A 25,322-nucleotide genomic window follows, 5' to 3' on the forward strand; every position below is an offset into this window, starting at 1 on the left:
CAAGCCCGCTCCCACATTTTGATCTGTGAATACCTTCAAATGTGGGAGCTGGCTTGCCTGCGATAGCGGTAGATCATTCACCGCATAGGCAAGGGATCAACCCTGCCACTTACCGCCCTCAACAATCACACTCTCCGGCTTGGTGTCATCGCTCAGCTCTTTGCGCACATATTGGTCATACAGCTTGAGCAAAAATTTCTCCTCACCCAACTTCGCCAACTCGGCATTCACCCAGTCACGCAGTTCGATGTTGCCCTTCTTCACCGCTGGCGCAATCGGTGCTTCATCACCGAGTTTCTCTTCCAGCACGCGGTAGCCCGGGTTCTGCTTGGCCCAGCTGAACAGCACCAGGTTGTCTTGCGCATACGCATCACCACGGCCCGCCGACAGCGCTTGCAGCGACTCGGAGTTTTTCTCGAACTTGAGCAGTTTCCAGTCCGGGTGGTTTTTGGTCAGCCAGATATCGGCGGTGGTGCCGGTGGTGACAATGGTGGTGCGGCTCGCCAGGTCATCCAGGCTTTTCACCACGCTGTCGTTGGGCACCAGCGCCTGCACCGCGACTTTCAGGTTGGGGTTGGTGAAGTCCACCGCCTCCTTGCGCTCCGGCGTCACGGTCATGTTGGCGAGGATCAGATCGACCTTGTCGCTTTGCAGGAACGGAATACGGCTGGCCGGCTCGACCGCGACGAACTCGACCTTGTTTTCATCGCCCAGCAGATCCTTGGCGAATTGGCGGCCGATATCAGTATCGAAACCTACGTAGCGCCCGGCCTCGTTCACAAAGCCGAACGGCGGCTTGTCGGTGAACACGCCAACGATCAGCTTGTCCCGCGCCTTGATCTTGTCGATGTAGCTCGCCGCAGCGGCGACGGGTTTGGCAGGCTCTTCGGCCTTTTTATCGCAGCCGGCCAGCAGGGCGACGGCAAACAGTGGCAGCAGTAACTTTTTCATAGCAGCTCCAGTTCCTTGGTTTTCTTCGGCAGTGTTGAGACAAAGGAGAACTTCTCCAGGAACTGCTGCGCGCGTGCGGTCTGCGGGTTCGTAAAGAATGCCTCGGGGGTGTTGTGTTCGAGGATGCGACCGGCCTCCATAAACACCACGCGGTCGGCGACGGCGCGGGCGAAGGCCATTTCGTGGGTGACGATCAGCAGGGTCATGCCATCGCGGGCCAGGCCCTGGATCACTTCCAGCACTTCCTTGACCATTTCCGGGTCGAGGGCGGCGGTGACTTCGTCAAACAGCATGACCTGCGGGTTCATGCACAACGACCGGACGATAGCGATGCGTTGCTGTTGCCCGCCCGAGAGCTGGCGCGGGAAGGCGTCGCGCTTGTCGGCCAGACCGACGCGCTCCAGCAGTTTTTCGGCTTGCTCGCGGGCTTCGCGGGGTTCGCGTTTTTGCACTTTCAGCGGTCCGAGCAGGATGTTGTCGAGCACGCTCAAGTGCGGGAACAGGTGGTAGCTCTGGAACACCATACCGATGTCCTGGCGCACTTGGCGCCAGTCGGTGTGTTTATCCAGCAGCTCTTTACCGGCAAAACGCAGGCTGCCGCTGTGGGCGACTTCCAGCCCGTTCAGGCAGCGCAGCAAGGTGCTTTTGCCGCAACCGCTGGGGCCGAGGATCACCACCACTTCGCCGCTTTGCACGCGCAGGTCGATGCCCTTGAGCACCTGTGCTTCGCCGAAATATTTGTTGAAACCCTGAAACTCGATCAATGCGCTCATGCTTGGGCCCAGCGCCGTTCCAGCACCTTGGAGGCGGCCGACAACGGGTAGCAGATAAAGAAGAAAAACAGGAACAGCACGCCGTAAATCAACACGGATTCGTAGGTGCGTTCGATGATTTGCTGGCCGACCTTGATCACGTCCACCACGCCGATCAGCACCGCCAGGGAGCTGGTCTTGATGATGCGCGTGTAGACGTTGATGGTCGGCGGCGTCATGCGCTTGAGCGCCTGGGGCAGCAACACGTAGCCGTACAACTGCGGGGCGGACAGGCCAATCGACAAGCCCGCTTCACGCTGGCCCCGGGGCAACGAATGCAAGGCGCCGCGTACCACTTCGCCGACTTCACTGGCGCCCCACAGCGATAGCACCAGCACCGCGCACCAGAAACTCGGAATACTCAGGCCAAAGAAAATCGGCAGGCCGAAAAACAGCAGGTACAGCCACACCAGCACCGGGATCGCGCGGAACAGTTCCAGGTACACCCGCAACACCGCGTTGATCACCTTGTTGTTCAAGGTGCGCAGCACGCCATACAACACGCCGCCGACGGTGCTGAAGGCGATGCTCAAGAAGGAAATCGACAGGGTTTGCGCAGCGCCCTTGCCCAGTTGCGGCAACGACACCCACAACAACTCAAGACCCGAACTGGCCATGCTGGAGCCTCCTTTCCAGGCGGCTGAGCAGCAGCGACAGCGGCAAGAACAGCAGCACGCAGATCAGCGTCAGCACGGCGAGCATTTCGTAGGTCTTGTAGTACAGCGCGATGTAGCTCTTGGTGGTGTAGAGAATCTCTGGCACCGCCACGGCGGAAACCACGGTGGTCTCCTTGAGCAGAAAGATGAAATTGGCGAACAGCGCCGGCAGGCTGAGGATGCCAGCCTGGGGCAGGATCACATGGCGCAGCAACTGCCAGTCGGACAGGCCGATGGACTTGCCCGACTCGATCTGCGCCAGCGGCACCGCTTCCACACCGGCGCGCAGCACTTCGGTGAGGTAGGCGCCGCCAAGAAAGGTCATGGTGATGATCGCCGCCCAGAAACCGGAGATGTTGAAGCCCAGGGCTGGCAGCGCGAAGTAGACAAAGAACAGTTGGATCAGCAGCGGCGTGTTACGCGCCAGCTCCACATACAGCGCCACCAGGCGTGACAGGTACGGCGTGCGAAACACCAGCAGCGCGGCGTTGATCAACGCCACCAGCAGCGAGGTGGCAATGGCGATCAGGCCCACTTGCAGCGTCACCCCCACGGCTTTTAAAAACGCCGGCAAGGTGCTGAGGATAAAAGCGAAATCGAAGGTCATCGGCAGTCCAAAACGCCGCAGGGGTAATGCGGCGTGCGCGGTTCGATCCGGCGTGGGTAACGTCGGGTAGCGCAGACTTTAAAGGTATAAAAACAAATATTTAAATACCTAAATAGCATATTGATATCACGCAAAAACCTAACCCCGAAGCCGCCGGGTTCTGAGGCCCTGCACAAATCCCCTGTGGGAGCAGGCTTGCTCGCGAAGGCGCTGTGTCAGTCGACAAATGCAGTGGCTGAACCACCGTATTCGCGAGCAAGCCCGCTCCCACACAAGCCAGCTCCCACAGGTTTGACTGCATTCCAAAGTCCAGGCAATAAAAAACGCCGACGCTGTAGAAGCCGTCGGCGTTGAAACCTTGAAGGGGGTTTTCAGCTACATCAGAACGCCGGCAGCACAGCGCCGCTGTATTTCTTCTCGATGAAGGCTTTGACTTCCGGGCTGGTCAGGGCCTTGGACAGTTTCTGGATAGCGTCGCTGTCCTTGTTGTCCGGACGTGCCACCAGGTAGTTCACATAAGGAGAATCAGCACCTTCGATCAACAGCGCGTCTTTCGCCGGGTTCAGGCCAGCTTCCAGGGCGTAGTTGGTGTTGATCAGGTCCAGGTCGACCTGGTCCAGCACGCGTGGCAACAGGGCCGATTCCAGCTCTTTGAACTTCAGGTTCTTCGGGTTGCTCGCGATGTCTTTCGGCGTAGCCAGTGCGTTTTTCGGGTCTTTGAGGGTGATCACACCAGCCTTTTGCAGCAGCAACAGGGCGCGGCCGCTATTGGAGCCTTCGTTCGGGATGGCCACGGTGGCGCCATCTTTCAGCTCGGAGATGTTCTTGATCTTCTTCGAGTAGGCGCCGAACGGTTCAACGTGCACGCCGACCACGGTGGTCAGGTTGGTGCCTTTACCTTTGTTGAAGTTTTCCAGGTACGGCAGGGTCTGGAAGTAGTTGGCGTCCAGACGCTTCTCGGCCACTTGTACGTTGGGCTGAACGTAATCGGTGAAGACTTTGATCTGCAGGTCCACGCCTTCTTTGGCCAGGGTTGGCTTGATCAGCTCAAGGATCTCCGCGTGCGGGATCGGCGTGGCGGCAACCACCAGTTTCTCGTTGGCTTGGGCGAAGCTTGCAGTCAGGGCAGCCGCCAGAGCGGTAAACAACAGAACCTTTTTCATGCAGTGTCCTTAATTCCGGGGCGTCGGTGACGGCCGCTTTTTATGTGGTGTGCCAGCGATGTGCTATCGCGGCGTGAAACGGACAATACCTAGATTTTTTATTCCCGAACAATATCTTTTATTCACTTTGATATTCCATTTTGCTCATACAAGAATTTTCTGAGGGTTTCCTGCTCGGCCGGACTGGCAGCGTTGAAGATCCGCCGCACTTGCTCCAGCGGCGAGCCCGCCACCGGCAAATTCAAATGCTCGGGCAAGATCTCGTCGCCACTGCTCACCAGCAATGCAAAGTGAATAACGTTTTCCAGCTCACGGGTATTGCCCGGCCAGCTGTGCTGTTCCAGCACCTGCTGGGCGGCGTCGCTGATCAGCGGCACCGGCAGGTCCAGGCGCTGGCTGTAGATACCGAGGAAATATTCCGCCAGGGACAAGATATCGCCCACCCGCTCGCGCAGCGCCGGCAGTTCCAGCTGGCCTTCGCTCAGGTAATGAAACAGGCGCTCATGGAACTTGCCCGCCGCCACGGCCTGGGCGAGGTCGATGCTGGTGGCGGCGACCAGGCGCACGTCCACCGGGCTTGGCTGATGGGCGCCGACGCGGGTGACTTCGTGGTTTTCCAGGGCGGCGAGCAGTTTGACCTGGATCGGCAGCGGCAAGTCGCCGATCTCGTCCAGGTACAAGGTGCCGCCGTTGGCCGAACCAAACCAGCCGGCACGGCTGCTGGCCGCGCCGCTGTGGCTGCCGGCGGCGTAACCGAACAGCTCGGCATCGGCATAAGTCGGGCTGATCGCGCCGCAGTTGACCGAGACAAACAAGCCGCCGCGATCGCTGCCACGGTGAATGTGGCGTGCCAGCAGTTCCTTGCCGCTACCGGTCTCGCCGCGAATCAATACGGGCAAGGCGCGCGGCGCAAGGCTTTCAAGGTCTTCGCGCAGTTGCCGCGAACGTGGATCAACGAACACCAGCGCCTTGGCGCGGATGCTCAGCGGGCTTTTATCGGCGTCGGGAAAGGTCAGCAGCGGCTGACCGTAGGTTTCATGCAGACTCATGGCAGGCTCCCGCCCCGGCTCCACTCAGGGACGGGGCGTCGAAAAATGTTCAGGCACTACGGCGGGCGTGGTGCTCAAGGCGGTTTTGCAGGCGATAGAGGTAGGCAAAACCCTGCTCCCAGCGCTGATGGCCGGACTTCACATTGATATGTCCCGCGCCCGACAGGATGCCGGCTTCGGCGCCCCACTGACGTGCCAGCTCAAGGGCCCGAGGGGCACTGACGGCACTGTCGTTGTCGGAGCTGACCACCTGGCTCGGAAACGGCAGCAGGTCGGTAGGAATCGGCGCAAAATTGCGCAAGGCCGGCGAGCAAGCAGGCCGTTCGACATCAGCCGGCGCCACCAGCAAGGCGCCGCGCACCTGCCGCAAGAACTGCACGGGAGCCGTCGCCGCCCAATGCGCCACGGTGATGCAACCCAGGCTATGGGCGATCAGGATCACCGGCGTGCTGTCGGCGGCGATGGCCTCGGCCAGCGCGGCCACCCAGTCTTCGCGGCGCGGCGTCAGCCAATCGGCCTGCTCCACGCGGGCGCTGTTGGGCAGGCTGTTCTGCCAATGACTTTGCCAATGATCTTCTGGCGATCCTTGCCAGCCCGGCACGATCAGATAACGAATCGACTCGCTGTGCATGGGTGTGCCCTCCTGCAGCGTTTAACGTTGTAGGACAGTATAGGGATGGGTTATATATTCGTTAAGGAATAAGAAGCTATTTATTAATAACCAAAAAATAATCTGTGTGGAGATCCAAATGTGGGAGCGGGCTTGCTCGCGAATGCGGTGTGCCAGTCGGCACATTCATCGCTGGCACACCGCATTCGCGAGCAAGCCCGCTCCCACAGGGGTCCTCATTCCAGGCTGAAATAGGCGGTGCTGGTTAAATTCGAGGCAAAAAAAAGGCCGCACCCTGCCAAGGAGACGGCCAAAAAATTGTCGAGGCTTTGTTGCAATTAACTAACGAGCGGTAATCACTGACAACTTGGTAATCCCCGCGCGTTCGATAGACGCCATGGCGCGCGCCACTTCGCCGTAGTTCACACCATCGTCAGCCTGCAGTTGCACCCGCACATCGGGGTCCTTGGCCTTGGCCGCCTGCAGATTGAATTCCAGCAGATCCGGCTGGATTTCGTCCTTGTTGATAAACACCTTGCCGGCGCCGTCGATGCTGACCACCAGCGGGTCTTTCTGCTCCACCGGGGCCACGGCCTCGGTCTTGGGCAGGTTGATGGGGATCGCGTTGGTCAGCAGCGGCGCGGTGACGATAAACACCACCAGCAACACCAGCATCACGTCCACCAGCGGCGTGACGTTGATCTCGCTCAGTACCTCATCACTGTCTTGGGTGGAGAAGGCCATGTCAGGACGCCTCCTTCACTTTTTGCGGGGTGCCGGCGGCGGTTTTGTTCAGTGCCGGGTGCAACAGCACGCGGAACGAGTTTTTCTGCGCGAGGCTGTAGAAGTCGTGGGCGAAGTCGTCGAGGTCGGCGGCGGTCAGCTTGAGGCGACGCAGGAAGTAGTTGTAGACCAGCACCGCCGGCACGGCGACGGCAATACCAACGCCCGTCGCAACCAGCGCGGCACCAATCGGCCCGGCCACGGTTTCGAGGCTGGCGGAGCCGGCGGCGCTGATGCCTTTGAGGGCTTCCATGATGCCCCACACGGTGCCGAACAGGCCGATAAACGGCGAGGTGCTACCGATACTGGCGACCACGGCCAGGCCGGTTTCCAGGGAGCGACGCTCACGTACGATCTGCTGGCGCAGAGCGCGCTCGAGGCGGTCCTGGTGGTTGATGGCCTGGCTCAAGTCCGCAGCATGCGGGGTTTCACCGACCTGGATCGCCGCGTAGCCAGCCTGGGCCACACGAGCAGCAGCGCCAGGTTGGGTCTCTGCCAGCTCGGCGGCCGAGTCGAGACTCGATGCCGCCCAGAACTGTTTGTGGAACTTGCGATCCTGCGCCTTGAGGCGACCGAACTGCACGCCCTTCAACAGCGCCAGGCCCCAGGTCGCGACCGAAAAGACCACCAGCAGCCAGATCACCGCGCTTTCGATGGATTCAAGTGGAGATGCTAATGCCATGATGTGTTCCCTCTGTGCAGGTCGCGGCGTGTGCAACACACCGCAGCCGAATAGTTAGTGAATCTTGAAATCGATCGGGACGCTGACCCAGCCGTCCTGGGCCACGTCGCCCTGCTTGGCCGGCACGAAGCTCCAGCGCTTCACCGCTGCCAATGCGGCGTCGTCGAGTTGCTGGCGACCGCTGCTTTTCTGGATCTGGATCTCGCCCGGCTTACCGCTGGCCAGCACGTGTACCCGCAGCAACACCGTGCCTTCCCAGCCCCGGCGCTGGGCCAGTGACGGGTATTCGGGCGCCGGGTTCTTCAAGTACGCGGCGTTGGCCGAGGCCGGTGTGACCGGGGCCGGCGCCGGTGGAGCAGGTGGCGCGGGCGGTGCGGGTGTCGGTGGCGCGGGCGGTTGCTCGACCGGTTTGGGGGCGGGCTTGGGCTCAGGCTTCGGCACAGGCTTTGGTTTGGGTTTTGGAATCGGTTTTGGCGGCGCCGGCTTGGCGGCCAATTCATCCACCACGGGCGGCGGTGGCTCGACCACAGGCGGCGGTGGTGGCGGCGGCACAGGCGGTGGCGGTTCGACCACCGGCGGCGCCGGCTGGGAAAATTCGATGGTCATCGGCGGAATTTCCGGCGGCACGATCGGCAGCACCGGTGTGGGCTTCTGCGCCACCCAATAGATCACCGCACCGTGCAGGGCCAACACCAGCAAGCCCAGCAGAATCCCTTCGCGACGGCTTGAGAAACGCTTTGGGGTTTGCTGCGTTCGCAGTTGCCCCAACGGCGCGCGGTGCGGCCGGCCAAGGTCGACCAACTCACCACTCGGTGCCTGGCGCCATTGCGCCTCTGGTGCACTGGCGGCGGTCTGGACATTGCCCATTGATTCACTCCCTACGGTTTTGAAACCAAAAAACCGACGGGCCTGCGTGGAAGGCCGTCGAGGGCTGAATCATCGGGGCCAGACGCTTATCTCTTAAAGTAATCTTTAAAGTTATACATAGATCTAAATTGAATAAACGAAACATTCAGAAACGCCAAGCCCACGTCTTCCGTGGCCTGGCGCCGAGGCGTTTTTTTTCAATGCTTTGCAGGCATACAAAATATTCCGCAAAGGCATGCATCAATGGGGGTTGTTTGCGCATAAATCGAACAACTCGCTTTGCAAACACTGCCCCGCCGCGCCCAAGCCGCTGCGCGCATACAACGCCAGGCGCACGCCCTGCACCGCCGGCAAACCGCTGTCGTCGCCAAGGATCAAGTGCCCCGCCTGCACCACACGACGCGGCAACAGGCTGATCCCCAACCCCGCCGCCACCGCCGAACACACACTGGCCAGGCTCGCGCTGGAATAGCCGATGCGCCAGCGCCAGCCTCCCACTTCCAGGTGTTGCAGCATTTCATTGCGGTACAGCCCGCCCACCGGAAACGCCACCAACGGCAGCGGATCACGCCCCAGGGACGGCGTGCTGCGGCTGTCCACCCAGCACAGCGGTTCCGGCCACGATGCCAGGCAGTCGTCGCTGTCGCCCATTTGCTTGACCAGCAACACGTCGAATTCGCCGCTGCGGTACTGGCGCTGCAACTCCGGGCCGAGGCCGCTGGTGACTTCCAGCCGCACCCGTGGATACGCCAGCACAAACGCCGACAGCAAGGGCATCAGGCGCTCGGATGCAAAGTCTTCCGGCACACCGAGGCGCAACACACCGTCGCTTTGTTGGTTGATCAACACATCGGCGGCCTCTTCATGTAGCGCGAGGATGCGCCGCGCGTAGGCCAGCAGGCGTTCACCCTCGGCGGTGGCGACCACATGGCGCTGGTCGCGGTCGAGCAACTGGCAGCCGGCCACGTCTTCCAGGCGGCGGATCTGCTGGCTCACGGTGGATTGGGTCACGTGCAGGCGCTCGGCGGCGCGGGTGAAGTTGCCGCAATCCACCACGGCGACAAAACTGCGTAACAACACGGGATCGAACACGGCGCTCACCATTCCATTTGCCACTGGTTTTCATGGTTATATTTAATTTCAGAATACCTGTAGCGCTGCCCATACTCACCCTCCATTTACCTGCCGCAAGGGCGCTGCATGACCCTCAATAAATCCCTCGCCGGCTGGGGCCTGCTGATTGTGCTGGGCCTCAACCTGCGGCCGATCCTCAGTTCCATCAGCCCGTTGCTCGGCGAGATTCGCCTGGCCACCGGCCTGAGCTTCCAGAGCAGTGCCCTGCTCACCAGCCTGCCGGTGATTTGCATGGGCCTGGTGGCGTTGGTCGGCGTGCGTGTCGAGGCGCAGCTGGGTGAGCGGCGCGGTATCGCCCTGGGCCTGATGATGATCCTGCTGGCGTGCCTCGCCCGCTGGCTGATGGGCCAGGGCTCTGCGCTGCTGGTGACGGCGTTGCTGGGCGGCGCTGGCGTGGCGCTGATTCAGGCGCTGGTGCCGGCGATGATCAAGCGCGAATTCCAGCACCGCGTGCCGGTGGCGATGGGCGTGTATTCGGCTTCGTTGATGGCCGGTGGCGGGCTCGCGGCGCTGCTCAGCCCGCTGGTGGCCACGCAGTTCGGCGATTGGCAGGCGGGCCTGGGCGTGTGGCTGTTGCCGGCGCTGGGCGCATTGTTGCTGTGGGCCTGGTTGCCACTGGGGGCGGAAAAAAGCGCCAAGGAGATCCCGGCGTTCAAGGGCCTGCGCAATCGTCGCGCGTGGTTGCTGGCGCTGTATTTCGGCCTGGTGAACTGCGGCTATATGAGCCTGGTGGCGTGGCTGCCGGCGTTCTATCAGCAGTTGGGCTGGGGCGTGCTGCCCAGCGGTTCGTTGCTGGCGTTCATGACCATCTTCCAGGTGCTCGCCGCGCTGTTGATGCCGGTGCTGGCACAACGCGGGATCGACCGGCGGCCGTTGCTCGGCATCAGCCTGTTGGCGCAAACCGTGGGTTATCTGGGCTTGATCATTGCGCCGCTGCAATTTCCCCATCTGTGGGTCGCGTTGTGTGGCTTTGGCCTCGGCGCGTGTTTTGCCCTGAGCCTGCTGCTGACCCTCGACCACCATCGCGACCCGCGCCAGGCCGGGCAACTGGCGGCCTTTGTGCAGGGCGTGGGCTTCTTGATCAACGCCGTGTCGCCGTGGATGACCGGCTGGCTGCGCGAACTCACCGGCAACTTTGTCAGCGCCTGGGTGGTGCTGGCCGTCACCGCCGTGGCGATGCTGGTGGTCACACGGGTATTCAGCCCGGCGACCTACCGCACGGCGCCCGCTCTATAGTTATGCGTTTAAGATCTAGATAAAACAAACATGCTTCATTGACGGAATAAGCACGCCGCTTAAAATCCCGGTTCTCCTCTTGGACGCCGGGCCCCCCATGGATCTTCGCCAACTGCGCTATTTCATCGCGCTCAACGAGCACCGCAGTTTCGTGCGCGCCGCCGACGCCATGGGCATCACGCAACCGGCGTTCAGCCGCAGCATCCAGGGCCTGGAGCAAGAGTTCGGCTGCGTGCTGGTGGACCGCGCCCACAAAGAGCTGCGCCCCACCCCGGAAGGCCAGGTAGTACTGCAACATGCCCTGAGCCTGGTGCAAGGCGCGGCGTTGCTGAGCCACGAAGTCACGCGCATGACCAAGCTCGACGCTGGCGAAGTGCGTTTGGGCTGCGACGTGGTGGCGGCGGTCAACCTGCTGCCCGAGGCCCTGGCGCGGTTTGTCAGCGCCTACCCCAAGGTGCGCAGTGCCTTGCAGGTGGATAACTGGGAGCGCCTCGGGCGCAGCCTGAGCCGCGAGGAGATCGAATTTTTTATCGCCGACGTGCGCCACTTCGAAGCCGACCCGAACTTCCAGACCCAGGCCCTGACGCCCCGGCGCAGCGTGTTTTTCTGCCGGGACGGGCACCCGCTGCTGGCCAAGGACAGCCTGTCCACCAACGACCTGTTCGACTACCCGCTGGCCACGCCGCTGATCGCGCCGGGCATTCGCAAGCTGCTGGCCAACCTCAGTGGGCGCATCGACTTTGCCCCCGCCATCGAGTTGGAACAGTTCGCCGCGCTGGCGAGCATCGTGCGCCAGTCCGATGCGATTGGCCTGGGCGCCGAAGAAGCCTTCGTCGATGACTTCGCCAGCGGCGCGTTGCAGGTGCTGCACTGGCGCAACCTGCCCCACGCCCTTGACAGCTTGAGCAACCGCTGCGGGATCATCAGCCGCGCTGGGGCGCGCTTGTCGCCTGCGGCGAAGGCACTGATCGAGACGCTGCTGGCGGTGGAAAGCCAAGCCGATTGGCCCGCGCAAACGTCCCGAAATCATTGAAGCGCACGCCCATCTGCGCCATGACCTTATGCGCCACCTTGGCGGTCATCTGGCGGATGTAGAACGGCTCGTTCACCACAAAATGGTGGATGCCATGGGTGCTGCCGAAGTTGAAGCAGAACGCCTGCAACGGCCACATCCACCACGGGTTCAACACCTGGGTCTGCTGGATCACATTGCCCAGTTCCACATCGCCGTAGTAGTGCATGTTGGAGCTGACAAAGTGCAGGCAAAAGGTGCGCAACACGTTGGGGCCGATGATCACCACGGCGGCGATGTCGATCACCTGCATCACCTGCAAGGTCGTGGCTGACCACTCGATGGGCGCGCCCAGCAGGCTGGCGATGCCATTGGCCGCGTGGAAGCCGAGGAACACATACCACGCCCCCCAATGCAGCAGCGCCAGCGGCGCGTACACCAGCAGCGAGCGCTTGAGGATGCTGAACTTGTGCTTCCAGGTCTTGGCCCGCAGCAGGCGGATAAACGCCGACATGACGTTGTCACCGACCATCAACAGCCGCGCAAAACCCCAGGGCTCGCCGTTGGTAATGGCGCGCTCTTCCATATCCGTCTCGGTGCCGGACACCTTGTGATGGTTGAGGTGCAGGTGCCGGCGAATCCACGGGTTGATCGTGCTCGGCCGCGCCAGCCACACCAGGCCCATCATCAGGTGGTGGGGGATACGCTGCTTGCGAAAGTACATGCTGTGGATCAGGTCGTGTTCCAGCTCGTGGGTCAGTGAAGCCAGGAACGCATTGATCAACAGACACGCCCACCAGGCCATATAACCCTCGATGTAGAGCGCTGCCGAGCCAATCATGCCGAGCAACGCAAACGCCAGGATGCCCGCACCCAGCGCGTCCTGATGCAGCAGCCAGGGGTGCTGCTGACGCAAGCGCACACCTTCGGCCATCACCACTTCACGGATATGCGCCGAACGCTGTTGCGCGTTCATCTGCTGGGGACTTGCAGAAGTACCGTCCATGCTTCCATCCTCTGGTTATTGAAGCGTCCATCCTGCCCCACGCGATCTGGCAGGGCGCTAGCCCTGGACGCCAACCTGTTGACCGCAAGCGCCAATCGCCATGACCGAACCCACCTCCCTCGCCAGTTGGACCCGCGCCCTGCGCAAGCAGCTCGACGCCCTCGGCCTCGACAGCGCCGCGCTGTGCGCGCAAGCCGGGCTCGACCCACAGCAGATGGACGACCCGAATGCGCGCTACCCGCTGTCGGCCACCACGCGGCTGTGGGAACTGGCGGTGCAGGCCAGCGGCGACCCGGCGATTGGCTTGCGGGTGTCGCGGTTTGTCAGCCCTACCACCTTTCATGCGCTGGGTTATGCGCTGGTGGCCAGCGGCAGTTTGCGCGAGGTGTTCGAGCGCATCGTGCGTTATCACCAGGTGGTCAGCGACGCCCTGACCCTGGAGTTGAGTGGCGATGGCCAGCGCTACCGCTTTCGCCTGCTGCAACCCAGCGGCAGCCCGGCGCCGGCGTTCGAAGCCATCGATGCGTTTGCGGCGATTTATGTGCGCACGTGCCGCAATCGCCTGGGCCGGGACTATGCGCCGCTGGCCGTGTACCTGCGGCGTCCGCAACCGGTCGATCCCAAGCCCTGGCACACGGTGTTTCGCGCGCCAGTGTTTTTTGGCGCCGAGGAAGACCGCCTGGAATTCGCTGCCCAGGACTTCGACAGCCACCTCGACGACGCCAACCCCGAGCTGGCCGAACACAATGAAACCGTGCTCAAACGCACCCTCGCCCAACTACAGCCGCTGACCTGGGAGCGCAAGGTGCGCCGGGTGATCGAAGCGCAATTGCCCGACGGCGAGCCCGGCGCAGAACGGGTCGCCCAGGCGTTGCACTTGAGTTTGCGCAGCTTGCAGCGGCATCTGGCGGACGAAGGTTGCCGGTTTGATGCGTTGCTCAATGAGTGTCGGGAGAATTTGGCGTTGCTGCACTTGCGGGACCCGCAGTGTTCATTGGCGGAGATCAGTCATTTGCTGGGGTTTGCTGATACCAGCAGTTTTAGTCGGGCGTTCAAGCGATGGACGGGGGTGACGCCGGGGCAGTTTCGGGAGGGGTTGAGGTAGATTTGTGGGGTTTTTGAGGGCCTCTTCGCGAGCAAGCCCGCTCCCACATTTGACTGCATTCCAAAGTTGGAACTCGATCAAATGTGGGAGCGGGCTTGCTCGCGAAGGCGTCAGATCAGTCACCGCCCACGATCACGCCGTAACACTTTCCTCACCCGCGCCACCAACGCCTTGGCCTCAAACGGCTTGAGCAGGTAGTCATCCTCATGCAATTCCAACCCACGCAGCCGGTCTTCAATGCCGCCGGGCGTGGTCAGGAACAACACTGGCGTGCTGCCCTTCTGGCGAATCGCCTGCTGCAATTTCCAGGCATTCAGCCCGGGCAGCATCACATCGAGGATCACCAGGTCGTACTCGCCGTCCTCGACCAGACGCTGGGCCGCCATGCCATTGGCCGCCACGTCCACGCTGTAGCTGGCCTCGTTCAAGCCCTGGGCCATCCGCTGTGCTTCGTCGGATTCATGTTCCACTAACAGCACACGCATAAGACACCTCGATTGATCAGGCCAGCAGGCTAACACCCTCAGGTGTGCGCCGCCTCCCGCAACCGCCCGGCGTCGAGGATTTCGATCTCGCCGTAGCCCAAACGCACAATGCCCTGGGCTTGCAGATCCTTGAGCAAGGCGTTGGTGGTCTGGCGCGACAGGCTGAGCAGCGCCGCCAGGTCTTCCTGGGGCAGTTGCACGATGCGCCGTGAGGGCTCGATGTCGCCGTGGCCGTCAATGATCATCAGCAAGCGATGGGCCAGGCGCACCGACGCCGGCATCAGGCGCAATTGTTCGAGGCCGATAAAGCTCAGGCGCAGCTTCTGGCTCATCAACAACGCCAGGTCGCGCCAGTAGCGCGGGTTTTCGTCGAGGTCTTTCAACAGCGCCTGCTGCGGCACCTGCAACAGCGTGCACGGGCCGACGGCGCAGGCGTCGTGGGTGCGCGGCAGGCCGTCGAACAGGCAGATCTCGCCAAACCAGAAAGGCGGCTCGACCAGGCTCAATACCGCCTCCTTGCCGTGTTCATTGACCGCGCTGATGCGCAGGCTGCCATCAAGTACCGCATACAAGCCGCACGGCGGGTCACCGCGCTTGAACAGGTATTGCCCCGTCGTCAGCTGACGCAACCGGGCGTGGGCCAGCAAGCTAGTCTGAAACGGTGCGGGCAGGTGACTGAACCACTGGCCTGTCGCCAGTTGCGAATGCCATTGCGCTGCATCCATGGGAACTCCGAAGATTGTCGCCCAGTTGACAGTCAGGCAAAGGCTGACAGGGCATGATCAAACATCCTACAGGAGGAACAACAATGAAAAGCCTCGTCGATCACCTCAGCCAATACGCCGCCTACCATCGCGACCCACGCAATATCGCCAGCCACTTTATCGGCATCCCGTTGATTGTGGTCGCGGTGGCCGTGCTGCTATCGCGTCCCGAATGGACCGTCGGCAGGCTGTGGGTGTCTCCGGCGGTGCTGCTCGCGCTGTTTTCGGCGTGGTTTTACCTGCGTCTGGAACTGGCGCTCGGCGTGTTGATGACGGTGCTGATGGGCTTGTCGGTGTGGGCCGGGCATGTGTTGGCGGCGCAGAGCACGCTGGTGTGGCTGGGCAGCGGGGTCGGGATGTTTGTGGTGGGCTGGGCGATTCAGTTTGTCGGCCACTACTACGAAGGCAAGAAACCGGCGTTTGTGGATGATGTGTCGGGGCTGATTGTCGGGCCGTTGTTTGTGGTGGCGGAACTGGCGTTTCTCGTGGGGCTGCGGCATGACCTCAAGCAGCAGATCGAAGCGCGTTCGGGGCCGGTGCGCTCACTGGCCGCGCAGCCGCACTAATCCACCCGTGCCGCGTCCAGCGCCGCACGTAACAGCTGCGCGTCCAACGGCTTTTGCAGCACGGGAAAGCCGCTGGCGACGGTCTCGGCCAGGCAGGCCGGCGACGTATCGCCGGTGATGATGATCGCCGGCACCGCCTGGCGCAGGTAACGTCGGGCGCGGCTGATGGCTTGCAGGCCGTTCATGCCGCTGAGGCGAAAGTCGCTGAGGATCAGGTCCACCGTGGCACTGCCCTGGCGCCGCGCATCGTCGTGGCGCTGGCAGGCTTCGTCCACCGAGGCACCAGCGTATACGCGGTGGCCCCACAGGTCGAGCAACCCCACCAACGCTTCCAGCACCGTCGGCTCATCGTCGATCACCAGGATGCCCAGGCCTTCTTCGCCAGCGCGTCGCGGCGCGACCGCTTGCACCTGCGTCGCCGAGTGGCTGAGGGGCACGCGCAGTGCAAACATCGAGCCCTGCCCTTCCACAGAAACCAGGCGCACGTCATGGCCGAGCAACCGCGCGGTATGCCGCACGATGGCCAGGCCCAACCCGAGGCCCTGGGTGCGGTCGCGCTGCGGGTTGTGCAGTTGGAAGAACTCTTCGAATACCTGCCCGTGGTGCGCCCGGGCAATCCCGGGGCCGCTGTCGAACACCTGGATTTCCACGCTCAAGCCTCGCCGCCGACAACCGAGCAACACACCGCCGTAGTCGGTGTAGCGCACCGCGTTGGCCAGCAGGTTGTCGAGGATGCGCTTGAGCAGCACCGGGTCGCTGTCCACCCACACCGGCAGCGGGCGCACGCGCCAGCGCAAACCGCGGCCACGGGCGCCGGCGCTGAACTCGTTGGACAGGTCGGCAAACAGCCGCTCCAGGGACACCGGTTCACGGTTGACTGCCACCACGCCTGCATCCAGGCGCGAAATGTCGAGCAGGCCATTGAGCAGGCCGCCCAGGTTGCCGATCACCGCACCCAACCGTGCCGCAACATCACGGGCCTTGTCGGCCAGTACATCGCCGCGCTCGGCCAACGCCGCCAGGCCCGCGACAAACAGGCCTAGGGCATGGATCGGCTGGCGCAAATCATGGCTGGCCGCCGCGAGGAAGCGCGACTTGGCCTGGTCGGCCGCCTGGGCGCGGTCGCGCTCCTGTTCCAGGCGATGCACCAGGTCGAGGTTTTCCAGGCGCAACTGGACCGTTTCGCGCAAGGTCTGAAAAGTCACGCGGCTGTAATACAGATTGACCGCCGACAGGCAGGCGACGAAAAACAGATAGGTCGTGTAGGTCTCTCCTGCGCCCAACAGGCACTGCACCGCGACGGGCGCCAGCATCGCCACCAGGGAACCGGCATACGCCGGCGGAAACGCCGACAGCGACGGCACCGCACCACACACCAGCCCGGTCAGCACCACGCAGGTAAACGCCAGCAGCTGCGGATCACCCGTGGCAAACCCGACCCAACCGACCACGCCCCACAGCCCGGCCGAGGCCCAGGACAGCAGCGACGCATGCCACCCCCACACGCGGGGGGCCAGATCCGCCGCACCGGCATGGGCGAAATAACGCCGCGCCAGCACGATGCGCCACAGCGTCAAGGCATACATCACGCCGATCCACACCAGCACCGCCTGGGCCGACACTGCGTCGCGGAAGATGTACGCCACCGGCCAGGGTATGACAAAGTTGGCAAACAGCACGGCGTACGACTGGCGGTAGAGCAAATCGACGCAGTTACGCTGGATAACCTCGGTCATGAACACAATTCCAATAAGAGCGGCTGACAATGGAAGGTAAGCGCCTGAACATCCTGATTGCCGATGACCATAGCATCGTGCGCGATGGCCTGCGGTTTCTGCTCTCGACCCGCGATGACGTGCAGGTGGTGGCGGATGCGGCGCACAGCGATGGCATCCTTGCCGGGCTGGCGCAGCACCGCATCGACCTGCTGCTGCTCGACCTGGGCATGCCGGGGGTCAACCGCTTGCAGTTCATCCGCGACCTGCGCTGCCGGTTCCCGCGCCTGAAAATCCTCGTGCTCACGGCCAACGTCGAGCTCAGCACCATTCGCGGCGTGCTGGAGGCCGGCGTACACGGCTACATCACCAAGGCGGATGACAGCCATGAGCTGCTGGACGCCATCGACGCGGTGCGCCGAAACGAGCGCTACCTGGCAGCCGCCGTGCGTTTTGCGATTGACGGCCACGGCAGCCAGGCCGCCGATGACCACCTGATCGCTGAGGCCGCGCTGACCCGCCGCGAACGGCAGATCCTCGGCCTCGTCGCCCAAGGCAGCAACGCCCGCGACATTGCCGAGCAACTGCATATCAGCCCTTTGACCGTGCGCAAGCACCGCGAAAACCTGATGCGCAAACTCGACCTGCACAACACCGCCGAACTCGCCGTGTACGCCGTGCGCCTGGGGCTTCCCACTGGCTGACAGCATCCCCCGCCCACTCTCTTGGGAAAATACGGCAGTCGCCGTATTTCTGCGCCCAGGCCTGCGCCCTAACCTTGCAGGCCTGGTCCTTCGCTGCCTGCCTTCATCCAGCGTACTTCCAGAAACCGCCCACGGGCGCCCTTGTCACTGGAAGACCACGCTCATGTCCTTCACCTTATGGATTCCCTTTGCCACCGCGACCCTGGTATTTGCCTGCATGCCCGGCCCCGCGATTCTCTACATGACCAGCCAGACCCTGGCCCACGGCCGCCGCGCAGGCTTGCGTGCGGCGCTGGGGATTCACCTGGGGTGCTACGCGCATATCCTGGCGGCGACGTTTGGCTTGTCGGCCTTGCTGCATGCCGCGCCGGCGGCCTTCGACGTCATACGCCTGGCGGGTGCCGGTTACCTGATCTGGCTGGGCGGTTCGATGATTTTCAAGGCGCGTCATCACAGCCCGGACAACGGCGTGGTGCGCCAGCCGGATGTGCTGCGCGACAGCGTGGTGGTGGAGGTGCTGAACCCGAAGACGGCGCTGTTTTTCCTGACCTTCCTGCCCCAGTTCGTCGACGTCGCGGCGGACGCTCCGGTGTGGTTGCAGTTTTTGCTGCTGGGCAGCTTCGTCAACCTGGTGTTCTCGGCGGCGGACGTGGCGGCGGTGCTGGCGTCTTCGATGCTGCTGGGGCCGTTGTCGGGGCAACGTTTTCAGCAGTGGGTGCCGAGGGTCAGCGGGACGGTGTTGATTGGGTTGGGGTGTGTGCTGGTATTACAAAGTGGATGGAACACGGTCTGAAATGTGGGAGCGGGCTTGCTCGCGAATGCGGTGGGTCAGTCACAGATGTTCTGTCTGATCCGCCGCCTTCGCGAGCAAGCCCGCTCCCACACAAGCCCACACCTCAGGTATTGCGAGGGAGGCGTTAGGCTTTTTGCCAGACCTTGGGCTTGAAGAACAACGTCTCGCCACGGGCCAAACCGGTGAGGCTGTCGTGGTCTTTCACCACTTCGGCCTCGATCAGCTCGCTCTGGCCTTCCACCTTCAACGTCACGCGCGTGGTCGCACCCAGTGGGCGGATGTCGCGCACTTCGGCGGCGTGGTGGTCTTCCAGTTCATGGCGCGACAGCGACACTTCATGGGGGCGGAACAACACATGATTGTCTTCGCCCAGATGCAGGCGGTTCGAATCACCGAGGAAGTGATAGACGAAATCACTGGCCGGGTTTTCGTAGACTTCGCCCGGTGAGCCGATCTGCTCGATCACGCCCTTGTTCATCACCACGATACGGTCGGCGACTTCCATGGCCTCTTCCTGGTCGTGGGTCACGAACACCGAGGTCAGGTTGATGTCTTCGTGCAGGCGTGCGAGCCAGCGGCGCAGTTCTTTACGCACCTTGGCGTCGAGGGCACCGAACGGCTCATCCAGCAGCAGCACTTTCGGTTCCACCGCCAGGGCGCGGGCCAGAGCGATACGCTGGCGCTGGCCACCGGAGAGTTGTTCCGGATAGCGGTCGGACAGCCAGTCCAGTTGCACCATGTTCAGCAGCTCGTGGACTTTGCTGGCGATCTGGCTTTCGCTCGGGCGCTGGTTCTTCGGCTTCATGCGCAGGCCGAACGCCACGTTGTCGAACACGGTCATGTGGCGGAACAACGCGTAGTGCTGGAACACGAAGCCGACGTTGCGATCACGCACGTCGTGGCCGGAGACGTCTTCACCGTGGAACACGATGCTGCCGTCATCCGGGGTTTCGAGGCCGGCGATGATGCGCAGCAAGGTGGTCTTGCCGCAGCCGGACGGGCCAAGCAACGCCACCAGCTCGCCACTCTGGATGTCCAGATTGATGCTGTTCAGGGCCTTGAAGGCGTTGAAGTTCTTGCTGACATTACGGACTTCGATCGACATGACTTATTCCTCACCGGCACTGTTGCGCAGGCGGTTGATACGGTTCTCGCTCCACTGCTTGAGCAGCAGGATGAAGAGCGCCAGGATCAGCAGCAGGCTGGCCACCGCAAACGCGGCGACGTGGTTGTATTCGTTGTAGAGAATCTCGACGTGCAGCGGCAGGGTGTTGGTGACGCCGCGAATGTGGCCGGACACCACCGACACCGCGCCAAACTCACCCATGGCCCGCGCGGTACACAGCACCACGCCGTAGATCAGGCCCCATTTGATATTCGGCACGGTGACGTGCCAGAACATCTGCCAGCCATTCGCACCCAACAGCCGAGCGGCTTCTTCTTCCTGGGTGCCCTGCTCTTGCATCAGCGGGATCAGTTCACGGGCCACGAACGGCACGGTGACGAAGATGGTCGCCAGCACAATGCCGGGCAAGGCAAACACGATCTGGATGTCATGGTCCTGCAACCACGGGCCAAAGAAGCCCTGGGCGCCGAACATCAGCACGTAGACCAGGCCGGCAATCACCGGCGACACCGAGAACGGCAGGTCGATCAGCGTGACCAGGATGCTCTTGCCACGGAACGAGTATTTGCTCACGCACCAGGCAGCGCTGACGCCGAACACCACGTTGAGCGGCACCGAAATCGCCACGGCGATTACCGTGAGTTTCAGCGCCGACAACGCGTCGGGTTCGAGGATCGCGGTGAAGAACGACCCGAGGCCGTTCTTCAAGCCCTGGGTCACCACGATCAGCAGCGGCAACAGCAGGAACAGCGCAAACACCAGCCAGCCGAGGCTAATCAGGATACGTCGCGACACTGCGCTGCCACGGCGGGCAGCGTTGGCCGAGGACGCGGCGGAAATAGACGATTGGGACATGTTCCGCGCCTCCTTATGGACGTTCGATGCGCCGCTGCAACAAGTTGATCAGCAGCAGCAGGACAAAGGAAACCACCAGCATCAACACGCCGATGGAGGTGGCGCCGCGGTAGTCGTACTGGTCGAGCTTGACCATGATTAGCAGCGGCAGGATCTCGGTTTTCATCGGCATGTTGCCGGCGATAAAGATCACCGAACCGTACTCACCGACGCCACGGGCAAACGCCAGGGCGAAGCCGGTCAGCCAGGCGGGCAGCAACGCGGGCACGAGGATGTAGCGGAACACCTGCAACGGCTTGGCGCCCAGGCAGGCGGCGGCTTCTTCGATTTCCCGGGGGATATCGGCCAGTACCGGCTGCACCGTGCGCACCACGAATGGCAGCGTGACAAAGGTCAGCGCCAGGGTGATGCCCAGCGGGGTGTAGGCGATCTTGAAGCCCAGGTCGGCGGCAAACTGGCCGACAAAACCATTAGGCGTATACAAGGCGGTCAGTGCGATACCCGCCACGGCGGTGGGCAAGGCGAAGGGCAAGTCGATCATCGCATCGATGATCTTGCGGCCGGGGAAGGTGTAGCGCACCAGCACCCAGGCCAGCAGTGTGCCGATCACGCCGTTGATCAGTGCCGCATACAGCGCAGTGCTGAAGCTCAGCTTCAAGGCCGCCAGCACGCGCGGTGCGGAGATGATGTTCCAGAACTGATCCCAGGTAAGTTGAGCGGCGTGTACAAACATCGCCGCGAGGGGGATGAGTACGATCAGGCTGAGGTACACCACGGTGTAGCCCAGCGTCAGCCCGAAGCCGGGTATGACGGGGGAGATACGACGCGACATAAGAGTCCTTGGTTAAAGGGTAGAAACCACTGTAGGAGCACGCTTTGTGTGGGAGCTGGCTTGCCTGCGATGCAGGCACCGCGGTGTAACTGATACGCCGCGGTGATGCTATCGCAGGCAAGCCAGCTCCCACAGAAAAGCGAGGCTCCTACAGGTACTTTGGCTTACTGCGCCGTGTAGATCTGGTCGAACACGCCACCGTCGTTAAAGAATTTCGGTTGGGCAGTTTTCCAGCCGCCGAAGTCTTTGTCGATAGTCACCAGGTCCAGTTTCGGGAACTGTTGGGTGTATTTGGCGGCAACTTTCGCATCGCGTGGGCGGTAGAAGTTCTTCGCCGCAATCTCCTGGCCAGCCGGGCTGTACAGGTGCTTCAGGTATTCAGTGGCGATTTCGGTGTTGCCCTTTTTCTCGGCGTTCTTGTCGACCACGGCCACTGGCGGCTCGGCGAGGATCGACAGGGACGGCACGACGATGTCGAACTTGTCGGCGCCGCCGTCTTCCTTCAACGCCAGAAAGGCTTCGTTTTCCCAGGCCAGCAACACGTCACCCTGACCGTTGTTGACGAAGGTGATGGTCGAACCGCGTGCGCCGGTGTCCAGCACAGGCACGTGTTTGAACAGCTCTTTCACGTATTCCTGGGCCTTGGCTTCGCTGCCGCCAGCCTTGAGGCCGTAGGCCCAGGCGGCGAGGAAGTTCCAGCGGGCGCCGCCGGAGGTTTTCGGGTTCGGGGTGATGACCGAAACGTCTTTCTTGATCAGGTCGCCCCAATCCTTGATGCCTTTAGGGTTGCCCTTGCGCACCAGGAACACGATGGTCGAGGTGTACGGGGTGCTGGCGTCCGGCAGGCGGGTCTGCCAGTTTTCCGGGAGGGTCTTGCCCAACTTGGCGATTTCGTCGATGTCGCCGGCCAGGGCCAGGGTCACCACGTCGGCGCGCAGGCCGTCGATCACGGCGCGGCCTTGCTTGCCCGAACCACCGTGGGATTGCTGGATTTTCACGTTGTCGCCGGGGTGGGACTGTTTCCAGAAATTGGTGAACTCAGCGTTGTAGTCCTGGTACAGCTCACGGGTCGGGTCGTACGAGACGTTGAGCAACTCGTAGTCCTTGGCAACGGCGGAACCTGCAAACACGGCGCTGGCCAGGGCGGCCAGGGCGTAACGGCGAATCGACGACATAGAAGCTCCTGAAAATTCTGGGTGTTGGCTTTTTCTTATAAGTGCGGGTCTAGCATGCGAATCGCCGTGACTGCTTAGCTCGGTTTGTTACCCGGGTTCTGCAGGCGGAATTTTTCTTTGCGTTCGATCTGAACCACTTGCGCGTTATGCACGGTGATTTCCACTGCGCCAAAGCGCAGATCGCGCAATGCGCTCTGGATCTCACGCAAAATGGCTGCTTCGTCCTGGCCGTCGACGCTACGTAGAGATGCGCTCATGGTCTCGCTCCTGAAATAAAGAGTGCCTTGCAGTGGCGGCACTGCGGGTGGCGTGAGAGCGATAGTAGATAAGCGCGGATATTCTTAAAAATACTATTTAAGAATGTTTATATAACCAGAAAGAATTTTCTGATGGGACGTGGGGTTGCGTGCGGGTTTTATGCCCGCACGCTGAAATAAAGCCTTATTAGGATCCAAATGTGGGAGCTGGCTTGCCTGCGATAGCGGTGTGTCAGTCAGCACATCACTGGCTGATCAACCGCTATCGCAGGCAAGCCAGCTCCCACATTTTTGGCCACATTTCAATTCTGGATTGGCGGGGCTCGGTTCCAATCGATTTCACTCGCCGGCACTGGCCGGCCAAACCAGTAGCCCTGGCCCAGATCGCATTCATGCTCCAACAGGAACCGCGCCTGCTCCACCTGCTCGATGCCTTCGGCATGCACCTGCATGCCCATGCTTTTCGCCAGGGCGATCACCACGCGCACGATGGCGGCGTCGTCTTCGTCCCACGGCAAGCCGGCGACAAAGCCCTGGTCGATCTTGAGTTTCTGCACCGGCAGGCGCTTGAGGCGCAGCAACGAGGAATAGCCGGTGCCAAAGTCGTCGATGGCCAGGCGCAAGCCCAGTTCGCGCAGGCGGTGCAGTTGCTCCAGGGCGGCTTCGGGGTCGTCCATCACCGCGCTTTCGGTGACTTCCAGCTCAAGGAAGGCCGGGTCCAGGCCGGTGTCGTGCAGCACCTGGGCAACTTGGTCGTACAGCTCGCGACGGGCAAACAGACGGCTGGAGACGTTGACCGCAATAAAATTCAGCGCCACGCCATCGGCCAGCCATTGGCCCATCTGGCGGCAAGACTGATCCAGCACCCAGGCGTCGATGTCGGCGATCAACCCGGTGCGTTCGGCGATGGGAATGAAGTCCCCCGGCGGCACCAGACCACGCTCCGGGTGCTCCCAGCGCACCAGCGCCTCGACGCCGATCAGGCGGCTGTCTTGCAGATCGTGCACGGGCTGGTAGTAGACGCGCAGTTCGTGCTGGTCGAGGGCGCGGCGCAATTCGCTGGCGATTTCCACGCGGTTTTGCGCGTGGGCGGTGAGTTCTTCGGTGTACAGCGCGTAGCCTTCGCGCCCGGCGCTCTTGGCCTTGAACAGCGCGGAGTCGGCGTTGCGCAACAGTTGCTCGGCGCTCAGGGCATCGCTGGGGAACAGGCTGATGCCGACGCTGGCGCTGATAAACAGTTGGTGGCCATCAAAGATGAACGGTTGTTTCATCGCGTCCAGCATGCGTTGCGCCAGGCCGGCGGCTTGCACCACCTGTGGACAACTTTCCGCCAGCACGGCGAACTCGTCGCCCCCCAGGCGCGCCAGGGTTACGCCGGGGCCGAACAGGGCCTTGAGCCGCTCGCCCACCAGCTTGAGCAGTTGGTCGCCGACGTTATGGCCGAGGCTGTCGTTGATGATCTTGAAGTGGTCCAGGTCCAGCAGCAGCAAGGCACAACCGCGCTTATGCACTTGCGCCGAGGCCAGCGCCTGCTCGGCGCGGTCGGTGAACAGCAGGCGGTTAGGCAGGTCGGTGAGCGGATCGTGGTGCGCCAAGTGCGCCAGTTCGTGCTCAGAATGCTTGATGGCGCTGATATCGGAGAACACTGCGACATAATGGCTGACGTGGCCGAGATCATCCTGCACGGCGCGGATGGTTTGCCACTGTGGATAAATCTCGCCGCTCTTGCGCCGGTTCCAGATTTCCCCGCTCCATTCACCGGTACGCCCCAGGGCCTGGAACATCTGTTGATAAAAACCCGATGAATGGCGCCCGGATTTGAACAGGCTCGGCTGCTGGCCCATGACGTCTTCGCGGCGGTAGCCGGTGATCTCCACAAAGGCGCGGTTCACATGCACGATCAAGCCCTTGGCGTCGGTGACCAGCACGCCTTCGCGGGTGCAGTCGAACACGGCGGCGGCCTGGCGCAAGCGTTCGCGGTTTTCCTGCAGGGGCTGGGCAAGCCGGTTGGCCCGGTCAAACCGCGCGCAAAGCAGGTAAATGGCCAGCGCGCTGAGGGCTACCCACACATAGCCACGCACCTGCAGCCAATGACCCAACTCCCTCGGTTCATCGAGAAAGTTGATCAATATCTGGTTGCTGAGCTGGAGCCAGACAATGGAAACCAGCAGGTATACCAGCCCCACACGCAGGGCACCTCGGTATGAAAACAGCATATGGTCAGTAATCCTTACCAAAAAAACAGAATCGCCCTACAAAGGCTGCGGATTATAGAATAAGAAACATCCCGTCACTCCTATCTGAAAGGGTGGCTGGTTTTCTCTGTAGGCTTAGTGATAATGCGTGAGCTGTTTTTTTCTTTATCTGAGGGCCATAC

At 62.1% G+C, this 25,322-nt stretch carries 27 protein-coding genes; 6 read left to right on the forward strand and 21 right to left on the reverse strand.

Annotated elements, in window-relative coordinates:
* Positions 1 to 96: 96 nt before the first annotated feature.
* From DBR46_RS11210 to DBR46_RS11265, 11 genes are all read right to left on the reverse strand, one after another.
* Positions 97 to 951, reverse strand: a complete 855-nt coding sequence (locus tag DBR46_RS11210; RefSeq protein WP_124526234.1) for a transporter substrate-binding domain-containing protein — start codon at positions 949 to 951, stop codon at positions 97 to 99.
* Entirely contained in the window at positions 948 to 1,724 is a 777-nt protein-coding gene (locus DBR46_RS11215; protein ID WP_124526235.1) for an amino acid ABC transporter ATP-binding protein, read from the reverse strand. The genes DBR46_RS11210 and DBR46_RS11215 overlap by 4 nt, the downstream gene beginning before the upstream one ends.
* Positions 1,721 to 2,380: an amino acid ABC transporter permease gene (locus tag DBR46_RS11220; RefSeq protein ID WP_124526236.1), complete on the reverse strand. Its 660-nt coding sequence runs from the start codon at positions 2,378 to 2,380 to the stop codon at positions 1,721 to 1,723. The genes DBR46_RS11215 and DBR46_RS11220 overlap by 4 nt, the downstream gene beginning before the upstream one ends.
* The gene (locus DBR46_RS11225) at positions 2,361 to 3,026 is read right to left on the reverse strand and encodes an amino acid ABC transporter permease (protein WP_003187615.1); all 666 of its coding nucleotides are present in this window, start codon (positions 3,024 to 3,026) and stop codon (positions 2,361 to 2,363) included. Before DBR46_RS11225 ends, DBR46_RS11220 begins: the two co-directional genes overlap by 20 nt.
* 380 nt (positions 3,027 to 3,406) lie before the next feature.
* The gene (locus DBR46_RS11235) at positions 3,407 to 4,189 is read right to left on the reverse strand and encodes a MetQ/NlpA family ABC transporter substrate-binding protein (protein ID WP_017736875.1); all 783 of its coding nucleotides are present in this window, start codon (positions 4,187 to 4,189) and stop codon (positions 3,407 to 3,409) included.
* A 122-nt stretch (positions 4,190 to 4,311) separates the two neighbouring features.
* Entirely contained in the window at positions 4,312 to 5,238 is a 927-nt protein-coding gene (locus DBR46_RS11240) for a sigma 54-interacting transcriptional regulator (protein WP_124526237.1), read from the reverse strand.
* A gap of 49 nt (positions 5,239 to 5,287) precedes the next feature.
* Positions 5,288 to 5,869 carry an alpha/beta hydrolase gene (locus DBR46_RS11245; protein ID WP_124526238.1) on the reverse strand — a complete coding sequence of 194 codons (582 nt, stop codon included), beginning with the start codon at positions 5,867 to 5,869 and terminating at the stop codon, positions 5,288 to 5,290.
* A gap of 321 nt (positions 5,870 to 6,190) precedes the next feature.
* The gene (locus DBR46_RS11250) at positions 6,191 to 6,592 is read right to left on the reverse strand and encodes a biopolymer transporter ExbD (protein WP_124526239.1); all 402 of its coding nucleotides are present in this window, start codon (positions 6,590 to 6,592) and stop codon (positions 6,191 to 6,193) included.
* Between the two features lies 1 nt (position 6,593).
* Positions 6,594 to 7,316, reverse strand: coding sequence for a MotA/TolQ/ExbB proton channel family protein (locus tag DBR46_RS11255; RefSeq protein WP_124526310.1), 723 nt, complete (start codon positions 7,314 to 7,316; stop codon positions 6,594 to 6,596).
* Between the two features lie 51 nt (positions 7,317 to 7,367).
* Complete coding sequence (locus tag DBR46_RS11260) at positions 7,368 to 8,180, reverse strand: energy transducer TonB (protein WP_124526240.1); 813 nt, start codon at positions 8,178 to 8,180, stop codon at positions 7,368 to 7,370.
* A gap of 240 nt (positions 8,181 to 8,420) precedes the next feature.
* Positions 8,421 to 9,284, reverse strand: a complete 864-nt coding sequence (locus tag DBR46_RS11265; protein WP_124526311.1) for a LysR family transcriptional regulator — start codon at positions 9,282 to 9,284, stop codon at positions 8,421 to 8,423.
* Positions 9,285 to 9,380: 96 nt separating this feature from the next.
* Between DBR46_RS11265 and DBR46_RS11270 the strand changes: the two genes are divergently transcribed.
* Entirely contained in the window at positions 9,381 to 10,550 is a 1,170-nt protein-coding gene (locus DBR46_RS11270) for a CynX/NimT family MFS transporter (protein WP_124526241.1), read from the forward strand.
* Between the two features lie 97 nt (positions 10,551 to 10,647).
* Positions 10,648 to 11,583, forward strand: a complete 936-nt coding sequence (locus DBR46_RS11275) for a LysR family transcriptional regulator (protein ID WP_124526242.1) — start codon at positions 10,648 to 10,650, stop codon at positions 11,581 to 11,583.
* Here DBR46_RS11275 and DBR46_RS11280 read toward each other — a convergent pair.
* The gene (locus DBR46_RS11280) at positions 11,474 to 12,568 is read right to left on the reverse strand and encodes a fatty acid desaturase (RefSeq protein ID WP_124526243.1); all 1,095 of its coding nucleotides are present in this window, start codon (positions 12,566 to 12,568) and stop codon (positions 11,474 to 11,476) included. The genes DBR46_RS11275 and DBR46_RS11280 overlap by 110 nt on opposite strands.
* Before the next feature lie 100 nt (positions 12,569 to 12,668).
* Here DBR46_RS11280 and DBR46_RS11285 point away from each other — a divergent pair, with 100 nt between their 5' ends.
* Complete coding sequence (locus DBR46_RS11285; protein ID WP_124526244.1) at positions 12,669 to 13,673, forward strand: AraC family transcriptional regulator; 1,005 nt, start codon at positions 12,669 to 12,671, stop codon at positions 13,671 to 13,673.
* Between the two features lie 119 nt (positions 13,674 to 13,792).
* On the opposite strand, the gene DBR46_RS11290 is transcribed toward DBR46_RS11285, so the two are convergent.
* Complete coding sequence (locus DBR46_RS11290) at positions 13,793 to 14,158, reverse strand: response regulator (RefSeq protein ID WP_124526245.1); 366 nt, start codon at positions 14,156 to 14,158, stop codon at positions 13,793 to 13,795.
* 38 nt (positions 14,159 to 14,196) lie between these two features.
* The gene (locus DBR46_RS11295; RefSeq protein ID WP_124526246.1) at positions 14,197 to 14,883 is read right to left on the reverse strand and encodes a Crp/Fnr family transcriptional regulator; all 687 of its coding nucleotides are present in this window, start codon (positions 14,881 to 14,883) and stop codon (positions 14,197 to 14,199) included.
* An 83-nt stretch (positions 14,884 to 14,966) separates the two neighbouring features.
* Between DBR46_RS11295 and DBR46_RS11300 the strand changes: the two genes are divergently transcribed.
* Complete coding sequence (locus DBR46_RS11300; protein ID WP_124526247.1) at positions 14,967 to 15,488, forward strand: DUF962 domain-containing protein; 522 nt, start codon at positions 14,967 to 14,969, stop codon at positions 15,486 to 15,488.
* Here the strand turns inward: DBR46_RS11300 and DBR46_RS11305 are convergent.
* A complete protein-coding gene (locus tag DBR46_RS11305; protein WP_124526248.1) occupies positions 15,485 to 17,224 on the reverse strand; it encodes a hybrid sensor histidine kinase/response regulator in 1,740 nt (579 codons plus the stop codon). The genes DBR46_RS11300 and DBR46_RS11305 overlap by 4 nt on opposite strands.
* Positions 17,225 to 17,253: 29 nt before the next feature.
* Between DBR46_RS11305 and DBR46_RS11310 the strand changes: the two genes are divergently transcribed.
* Together DBR46_RS11310 and DBR46_RS11315 are read left to right on the forward strand one after the other, a co-directional pair.
* Positions 17,254 to 17,907 carry a response regulator transcription factor gene (locus DBR46_RS11310; RefSeq protein ID WP_124526249.1) on the forward strand — a complete coding sequence of 218 codons (654 nt, stop codon included), beginning with the start codon at positions 17,254 to 17,256 and terminating at the stop codon, positions 17,905 to 17,907.
* Positions 17,908 to 18,070: 163 nt separating this feature from the next.
* Positions 18,071 to 18,700, forward strand: a complete 630-nt coding sequence (locus tag DBR46_RS11315) for a LysE family translocator (protein ID WP_124526250.1) — start codon at positions 18,071 to 18,073, stop codon at positions 18,698 to 18,700.
* 124 nt (positions 18,701 to 18,824) lie between these two features.
* Here DBR46_RS11315 and DBR46_RS11320 read toward each other — a convergent pair whose 3' ends face one another.
* The 6 genes from DBR46_RS11320 to dibA all read right to left on the reverse strand — a co-directional run bounded on the left by DBR46_RS11320 (position 18,825) and on the right by dibA (position 25,161).
* Positions 18,825 to 19,805: a sulfate/molybdate ABC transporter ATP-binding protein gene (locus DBR46_RS11320; protein WP_017736171.1), complete on the reverse strand. Its 981-nt coding sequence runs from the start codon at positions 19,803 to 19,805 to the stop codon at positions 18,825 to 18,827.
* A 3-nt stretch (positions 19,806 to 19,808) separates the two neighbouring features.
* Positions 19,809 to 20,681, reverse strand: a complete 873-nt coding sequence (gene cysW / locus DBR46_RS11325) for a sulfate ABC transporter permease subunit CysW (protein ID WP_017736172.1) — start codon at positions 20,679 to 20,681, stop codon at positions 19,809 to 19,811.
* 13 nt (positions 20,682 to 20,694) lie between these two features.
* A complete protein-coding gene (cysT, locus tag DBR46_RS11330; protein ID WP_017736173.1) occupies positions 20,695 to 21,513 on the reverse strand; it encodes a sulfate ABC transporter permease subunit CysT in 819 nt (272 codons plus the stop codon).
* 164 nt (positions 21,514 to 21,677) lie between these two features.
* Complete coding sequence (locus DBR46_RS11335; RefSeq protein ID WP_124526251.1) at positions 21,678 to 22,688, reverse strand: sulfate ABC transporter substrate-binding protein; 1,011 nt, start codon at positions 22,686 to 22,688, stop codon at positions 21,678 to 21,680.
* A 74-nt stretch (positions 22,689 to 22,762) separates the two neighbouring features.
* On the reverse strand, positions 22,763 to 22,945 hold the full coding sequence (gene oscA, locus DBR46_RS11340) for a sulfur starvation response protein OscA (protein WP_003170956.1): 183 nt from the start codon (positions 22,943 to 22,945) through the stop codon (positions 22,763 to 22,765).
* 302 nt (positions 22,946 to 23,247) lie between these two features.
* Positions 23,248 to 25,161, reverse strand: a complete 1,914-nt coding sequence (gene dibA, locus DBR46_RS11345) for a phosphodiesterase DibA (protein WP_124526252.1) — start codon at positions 25,159 to 25,161, stop codon at positions 23,248 to 23,250.
* Between the last annotated feature and the right edge of the window lie 161 nt (positions 25,162 to 25,322).

Origin of the sequence: Pseudomonas sp. KBW05, assembly GCF_003852405.1 — a bacterium.
GTDB lineage: Bacteria > Pseudomonadota > Gammaproteobacteria > Pseudomonadales > Pseudomonadaceae > Aquipseudomonas.